The organism is uncultured Aquincola sp. (assembly GCF_964001545.1).
Lineage (GTDB): Bacteria > Pseudomonadota > Gammaproteobacteria > Burkholderiales > Burkholderiaceae_C > Aquincola.
The window spans coordinates 1-6,168 of sequence record NZ_CAXFDV010000118.1 but is presented as its reverse complement, the minus strand read 5'-3'; the positions used below and the strand labels follow the sequence as shown (position 1 = coordinate 6,168).

6 protein-coding genes, 2 tRNA genes and 1 pseudogene are annotated in these 6,168 nt (G+C 68.7%); 6 read left to right on the top strand and 3 right to left on the bottom strand.

Annotated elements, in window-relative coordinates:
• A partial coding sequence (locus ABNT58_RS03945) for a HipA family kinase (RefSeq protein WP_348752208.1) occupies positions 1–391 on the bottom strand: 391 nt, incomplete at its 3' end.
• A gap of 23 nt (positions 392–414) precedes the next feature.
• Positions 415–2,151, bottom strand: coding sequence for a lipid A export permease/ATP-binding protein MsbA (gene msbA, locus ABNT58_RS03940; protein ID WP_348752207.1), 1,737 nt, complete (start codon positions 2,149–2,151; stop codon positions 415–417).
• Between the two features lie 99 nt (positions 2,152–2,250).
• On the opposite strand from msbA, the gene tolB reads away from it, so the two are divergent.
• The 6 genes from tolB (at position 2,251) to ABNT58_RS03910 (ending at position 5,881) form a co-directional block, all read left to right on the top strand.
• Entirely contained in the window at positions 2,251–3,516 is a 1,266-nt protein-coding gene (gene tolB, locus ABNT58_RS03935; RefSeq protein ID WP_348752206.1) for a Tol-Pal system beta propeller repeat protein TolB, read from the top strand.
• A gap of 55 nt (positions 3,517–3,571) precedes the next feature.
• Entirely contained in the window at positions 3,572–4,111 is a 540-nt protein-coding gene (gene pal / locus ABNT58_RS03930) for a peptidoglycan-associated lipoprotein Pal (protein WP_348752205.1), read from the top strand.
• Between the two features lies 1 nt (position 4,112).
• On the top strand, positions 4,113–4,868 hold the full coding sequence (ybgF, locus tag ABNT58_RS03925) for a tol-pal system protein YbgF (protein WP_348752204.1): 756 nt from the start codon (positions 4,113–4,115) through the stop codon (positions 4,866–4,868).
• 9 nt (positions 4,869–4,877) lie between these two features.
• Positions 4,878–5,708: a tRNA threonylcarbamoyladenosine dehydratase gene (locus tag ABNT58_RS03920; RefSeq protein ID WP_348752203.1), complete on the top strand. Its 831-nt coding sequence runs from the start codon at positions 4,878–4,880 to the stop codon at positions 5,706–5,708.
• A tRNA-Lys gene (locus tag ABNT58_RS03915) sits at positions 5,699–5,774 on the top strand. The genes ABNT58_RS03920 and ABNT58_RS03915 overlap by 10 nt, the downstream gene beginning before the upstream one ends.
• 31 nt (positions 5,775–5,805) lie before the next feature.
• A tRNA-Lys gene (locus tag ABNT58_RS03910) sits at positions 5,806–5,881 on the top strand.
• Between the two features lie 66 nt (positions 5,882–5,947).
• Here ABNT58_RS03910 and ABNT58_RS03905 read toward each other — a convergent pair.
• Positions 5,948–6,168 (bottom strand): annotated as a pseudogene (locus ABNT58_RS03905) (GTPase); the annotation flags it as partial.

Genomic DNA, 6,168 nt, shown 5'->3' with positions numbered 1-6,168 from the left:
TGTTGGTGGTGAAGGCGTCGTGCCACACGATGGCCGAGGCTTCGTCCGCATCGGGCTGCAGCACCAGCGGGTCGAAGGTCACGCTGCCGGGCAGGTAGTCCAGCGCCAGGTTCAGGCCCGCGCTGGCGCGTATCAGGTCCTGGATCTCGGGGTCGGGCTCGGTGCGGGCCATCTCGGGGTCGAGCTGCACGAACACGATCTCGGGCACCCGCAGGCCCAGCGCGCGCGCCAGCTCGCCGGCCACCAGCTCGGCGATCAGCGCCCGCGGGCCCTGGCCGGCGCCGCGGAACTTGAGCACGTACAGGCCCTGGTCGCAGCCTTCCACCAGCGCGGGCAGCGAGCCGCCTTCGCGCAGCGGCGTGACGTAGCGGGTGGCCGCGACGGTGCGGATGCCGGAGGTGGTGGGGTTCGTGTTCATGCGTTCCTGAACTGCATCGCATGCAGGCGGGCGTACAAGCCGCCGCGGGCCAGCAACTCGGCATGCGTGCCTTGCTCCACCACGCGGCCCTGCTCCATGGCCACCACTCGGTCGGCATGCTCGATGGTGGACAGCCGGTGCGCAATGACCAGCGTGGTGCGGCCTTGCATCAAGCGCTCCAGCGCCTGCTGCACGGCGCGTTCGCTCTCGCTGTCGAGGGCGGAGGTGGCTTCGTCCAGGATCAGGATGGGCGCGTTCTTGTAGATCGCGCGGGCGATGGCCACCCGCTGGCGCTGGCCGCCCGAGAGCTGGCTGCCGTTGTGGCCGATCACGGTGTGGATGCCCAGCGGCAGCCGCTCGACGAAGCCCTGCAGGTTGGCATCGCGCAGCGCGGCCTGCACGCGGGCTTCGTCCATCTCGTCGCCCAGCGCCACGTTGGCGGCCAGGGTGTCGTTGAACAGCACCACGTCCTGGCTGACCAGCGCGAACTGGCGTCGCAATGTTTCCATGCGCCAGTCCTGCAGCGGTACGCCATCCAGCGTGATCACGCCGCCGGTGGGCTCCACGAAGCGCGGCAGCAGGTGCACCAGCGAAGACTTGCCGGCGCCCGAAGGACCCACCAGCGCCACGGTTTCGCCGGCGCGCACGCTCAGGCTCACATCGTCCAGCGCCGGCGCCTGGTCGGGCCGGTAGCGCAGGCTCACCTGCTGCAGCACCAGCTCGCCGCGGCTGCGGCCTTCGGGCGCGTGGCTGCCGCCGGTCTCGGGCGCCACGTTCTCCACCAGTTCGATGCCGCGCTCGAGCGCGGCCAGGCCACGGGTCAGGGGCGCGGCCACATCGGCCAGATGCTTCATCGGCGAGGTGAGCATCAGCATCGCGGTGACGAAAGCGACGAAGTCGCCCACGCTGGCACTGTCGCCGCTGCGGGCCTGCCACAGCGCCAGCGCGATCACCGCCGACAAGGCCAACGCCGCCAGCAGCTGCGTGATGGGCGAGACGATGGCACCGGCCGCGGCCGACTTCATCACCAGCCGGCCCAGGCGCCGGCCCTGCTCCTTGAAGCGCGGCATCTGCGCGCGGCCCGCGCCATGCAGCCGCACGATGCGCCAGGCCAGCACGTTTTCTTCCACCACGTAGGCCAGGTCGTCGGTGGCGTTCTGGCCCAGCACCGCCAGCTTCTGCAGCCGGCGTGAGACCAGGCGCATCACGCCCGCCACGGCCGGCGCCATCACCACCACGAAGAGCGTGAGGTGCCAGTTCAGCCACAGCAGGTAGCCGAACAGCGCCACCACGGTCAGCGAGTCGCGCACCAGGGTGAGCAGGGCACTCACCAGCTGACCCGCGCCTTGCTGCACTTCGTACACCACGGTGTTGGTCAGGCCGCTGGCGGTGTGGGTGCCGAAGAGGGCGGGTGAGGCATCGAGCAGGCGCCCGAACATGGCTTCGCGCAGGTTCAGCACCGCGCCGTTGGCGGCCCAGGACAGGCCGTACTGGGCCACGAACGAAGCGGCGCCGCGCACGATGTACAGGCCGACGATGGCCAGCGGCACCAGCCACAGCGAGAAGGCCGCCGCCCCGGCGAAACCCTTGTCCAACAAGGGCTTCAGCAGGGCCGGAATCATCGGCTCGGTGGCGGCGCTGATGGCCGCGGCCATCATGGCAAGCACGATGCCCGGACGGCTCGGTCGAAAGTAGGGCGCCACGCGCCCCAGGCGTTGCAGCAAGGTCGGCATCGGGGGCGATTATCAGCGCCGGTGCCTACAATCCCGGGCATCAAGGCCAGCCTATTCCACTGAGTGAACCGATTGCCGCCTTGCGGGTCCATCCCCGCCATGACCCGTCGTAGAACCCTTCTGGGCGCACTGGGCGCCTCCTTCTCGCTGCCCACGCTGGCGCAGTTCCGTGTCGAGATCAGCGGCGTCGGCGGCACGCAGCTGCCGGTGGCCATCGCCGGTTTCCGCGACGAGGACCGCTCCGGCCAGTCCATCTCGGCCATCGTGCGCGCCGACCTGGAACGCAGCGGCCGCTTCCGCAACATCGATGCGCCCGGCGCGCTCGACGAGACCTCGGCCCCGGCCATTGCCGACTGGCGGGGCCGCGGCGCCGATGCGCTGCTGGTGGGCTCGGTCACGCGCCTGGCCGATGGCCGCTTCGACGTGCGCTACAAGCTGTGGGACACGGTCAAGGGCACCGACCTGGGCGGCCAGAGCCTGCCCGTGGTGGCCGGCGACCTGCGACTGGCCGCGCACCGCATCGCCGATGCGGTGTACGAAAAGCTCACCGGCGAGCGCGGCGTGTTCTCCACCCGCATCGCCTATGTCACCCGCAGCGCCAACCGCTACAGCCTGCGCGTGACCGACGCCGACGGCGAAGGCGGTCAGGTGGCCCTGGCCAGCCCCGAGCCCATCATCTCGCCCGCCTGGTCGCCCGACGGCCGCGAGCTGGCCTACGTCTCGTTCGAGACGCGCAAGGCGGTGGTGTGGGTGCAGGATGTGTCTTCGGGCCAGCGCCGGCAGATCGCCAACTTCCGCGGCAGCAACAGCGCACCGGCCTGGTCGCCCGATGGCTCGCAGCTGGCGGTCACGCTGTCGCGTGATGGCGGCTCGCAGCTGTTCTTGATGGGCCGTGACGGCAGCAACCTGCGCCGCATCACCAACACCATGGCCATCGACACCGAGCCGGCGTTTTCACCCGACGGCCGCACGCTGTACTTCGTCAGCGACCGTGGCGGCAGCCCGCAGGTATACAAAATGCCAGTCGGCGGCGGAGGCGCAGAACGCGTGAGCTTCACCGGCAACTACAACATCAGCCCGGCCATCAGCCCCGATGGCCGCAGCATGGCCTGGGTCACCCGCCAGGGCGGCAGCTTCCGCCTGGTGGTGGCCGATGCTGCCGGCGGCAACGCGCAGACCATCACCGACACCACGGCCGACGAAAGCCCGAGCTTTGCGCCCAACGGCCGCCTGATCATCTTCGCCACCCGCGCCGGTGGCCGCGACGTGCTGATGACCACCACGCTGGACGGCAAGATCAAGGCGCGCCTGCTGTCCTCCGGCATGGACGTGCGTGAGCCCGTGTGGGGCCCGTTCGGCCGCTGACCCTTTCCTGTCTTTCCAACCCCCCGTCCCACCTCGCACCCTCAAAGGAAGCACCATGACTTCTCTGCGTATCACCCTCAGCGCTCTGGCGGCTGCTGCCGTGTTGGCCGGTTGCGGCTCCAACGTCAAGCTCGACGAGAACGCGGGCAATGCCCCGGTCGAATCGCGCAACCCGGCCGGCAATGCCGGTGGTGCCACCGGCGGTGCCGGCCAGTCGGGCGTGGCCACGGTGGACCTGGGTGCCTCGCGCAACAACGCCGGCAGCAACCTGCCGCGCGTCGTGTACTTCGACTTCGACAGCTTCAGCGTCAAGGACGAATACCGCAACGTCATCGAGGTGAACGCCAAGGCCCTGACCGCCGATCGCAACAAGCGCGTGGCCGTGGAAGGTCACACCGACGAGCGCGGTGGCAGCGAATACAACCTGGCCCTGGGCCAGAAGCGCGCCGAAGCCGTGGCCCGTGCGCTGACGCTGCTGGGCGCCAATGCCGCGCAGGTGGAAGCCACCAGCTTCGGCAAGGAACGTCCGGCGGTGCAGGGCAGCGACGAAGCCGCCTACGCGCAGAACCGCCGCGCCGAGATCAAGGACAAGTGAGATGCGCCGCACGCTGATCGCGGCGGCATTGGCGGCGCTGGCCCTCAGCGCCAACGCCGCCTTGTTCGAGGACGAAGACGCGCGCCGCGCCATCCTGGACCTGCGCACCAAGCAGACCGCCACGGACGACCAGCTCAAGGCCGCGCTGACCCGCCAGGCCGAGACCAACGAGCAGATGCGCCGCAGCCTGCTCGACCTCAATGCCCAGCTCGAAGCCCTGCGCAGCGACAACGCGCGCCTGCGCGGCGAGAAGGAGCAGCTGCAGCGCGACGTGGCCGAGCTGCAGCGCCAGCAGAAGGACATCGCGCAGGGCGTGGACGAGCGCATGCGCAAGCTCGAGCCGCAGAAGGTGAACGTGGACGGCAAGGAGTTCATGGCCGACCCGGAAGAAACGCGCCAGTACGACGCCGCCATCAAGGTGCTGCGCAGCGGCGACTTCGCCGGTGCGGCCAGCGCGCTGGGCAACTTCGTGCGGGCCTTCCCGTCCAGCGGCTATGCCGACAGCGCCCGCTTCTGGCTGGCCAATGCCCAGTATGGCAAGCGCGACTACAAGGAGGCCATCGCCGGCTTCCGCAGCTTCCTGCAGGCCGCGCCCACGCACCCCAAAGCGCCTGAGGCGCTGCTGGCCATGGCCAACACCCAGGTCGAGATGAAGGACAGCAAGGCCGCCCGCGCCACGCTGAACGAGCTGCTCAAGACCTACCCGCAGTCCGAAGCCGCGGTCGCGGCCAAGGACCGGCTGGCCTCGCTGCGTTAAGCCGCCGGCATGCAGGCCGACGATGCCGACCTGGAACGCCGCTTCGGTGGCCTGCGGCGCCTGTATGGCGACGCCGGCTACGCGCGCGTGCGTGGCGCCCGCGTGGCCGTGGTCGGCCTGGGTGGCGTCGGCTCCTGGGCGGCCGAAGCGCTGGCCCGCAGCGGCGTGGCCACGCTGGTGTTGATCGACCTGGACCACGTGAGCGAGTCCAACGTCAACCGGCAGATCCAGGCGCTGGGCAGCACGCTGGGCATGTCGAAGGCCGAAGCCTTGAAGGCCCGCATCGCCGACATCCACCCCGACTGCGAAGTCATCTGCATTGAAGAGTTCGTGGAGCCCGCCAACTGGCCGGCTTTGCTGCCGGTGCCGGTGCAGGCCTTGATCGACTGCTGCGACCAGGTACGTGCCAAGGCGGTGTTGGCCGAGTGGGCGCTGCGTGAGCAGCTGCCCTTGGTCACAGTGGGCGCTGCCGGTGGCAAGCAGCTGGCGCAGAAGGTGGAAGTTGATGATTTGGCCGCCACTACGCATGACCCCCTGCTGGCCTCGCTGCGGCAACGGCTGCGCAAGGCCGGCGCTGCGCCGCGCCAGGGTGGGGCCATCGGCGTGCGCTGCGTGTTCTCGCGCGAGCCGGTGCGTGCGCCCGATGGGGCGTGCGACATCGACGGCACGCTCAATTGCCACGGCTATGGATCGACCGTCACGGTCACGGCCACCTTCGGCCTGGTGGCGGCTGGTGAAACGATTCAGCAGCTGATTTCTCAAAAACAGCTTGTCAAAGCCGAAACGCATGCTATAGTGCGTGGCTCTGCAGACGAGTTCATTACTCAGTTGGGTTGTTAGCTCAGTCGGTAGAGCAGCGGACTTTTAATCCGTTGGTCACAGGTTCAAGTCCTGTACAACCCACCAGTTCGCTGAGTCAGGAATTGGAACAGATCAGGGGCTCTTAGCTCAGTTGGTAGAGCAGCGGACTCTTAATCCGTTGGTCGAGTGTTCGAGTCACTCAGGGCCCACCAAATCTCGAAAGAAAAAGGCTTGCACGACAGTGCAGGCCTTTTTTCATTGGGTCCGGCGGTAGCCCGTCAAGCAGACTTCACCATCTGCAGGATCTGTCCCGCGTCCAGCGTGCGGGCCTTGTCCTGGATCTGCGGCAGGTACTGCTGCTGCAGGTCCTTGGCCGGCCCCAGCAGCGACTGGAAGGTCTGCTGCAGCACCGCGGTGTTCATCTGTCGGCCGCCGCCGTAGTAGCGCTTGGCCAGTTGCCCCAGCGCATAGGTGCTGGCGAACGAAAACGCAATGCCGG

Coding starts and splice junctions, on each gene's coding strand:
- msbA (WP_348752207.1), bottom strand. CDS start 2,151: ATGCCGACCTTGCTGCAACGCCTGGGGCGCGTGGCGCCCTACTTTCGA.
- tolB (WP_348752206.1), top strand. CDS start 2,251: ATGACCCGTCGTAGAACCCTTCTGGGCGCACTGGGCGCCTCCTTCTCG.
- pal (WP_348752205.1), top strand. CDS start 3,572: ATGACTTCTCTGCGTATCACCCTCAGCGCTCTGGCGGCTGCTGCCGTG.
- ybgF (WP_348752204.1), top strand. CDS start 4,113: ATGCGCCGCACGCTGATCGCGGCGGCATTGGCGGCGCTGGCCCTCAGC.
- ABNT58_RS03920 (WP_348752203.1), top strand. CDS start 4,878: ATGCAGGCCGACGATGCCGACCTGGAACGCCGCTTCGGTGGCCTGCGG.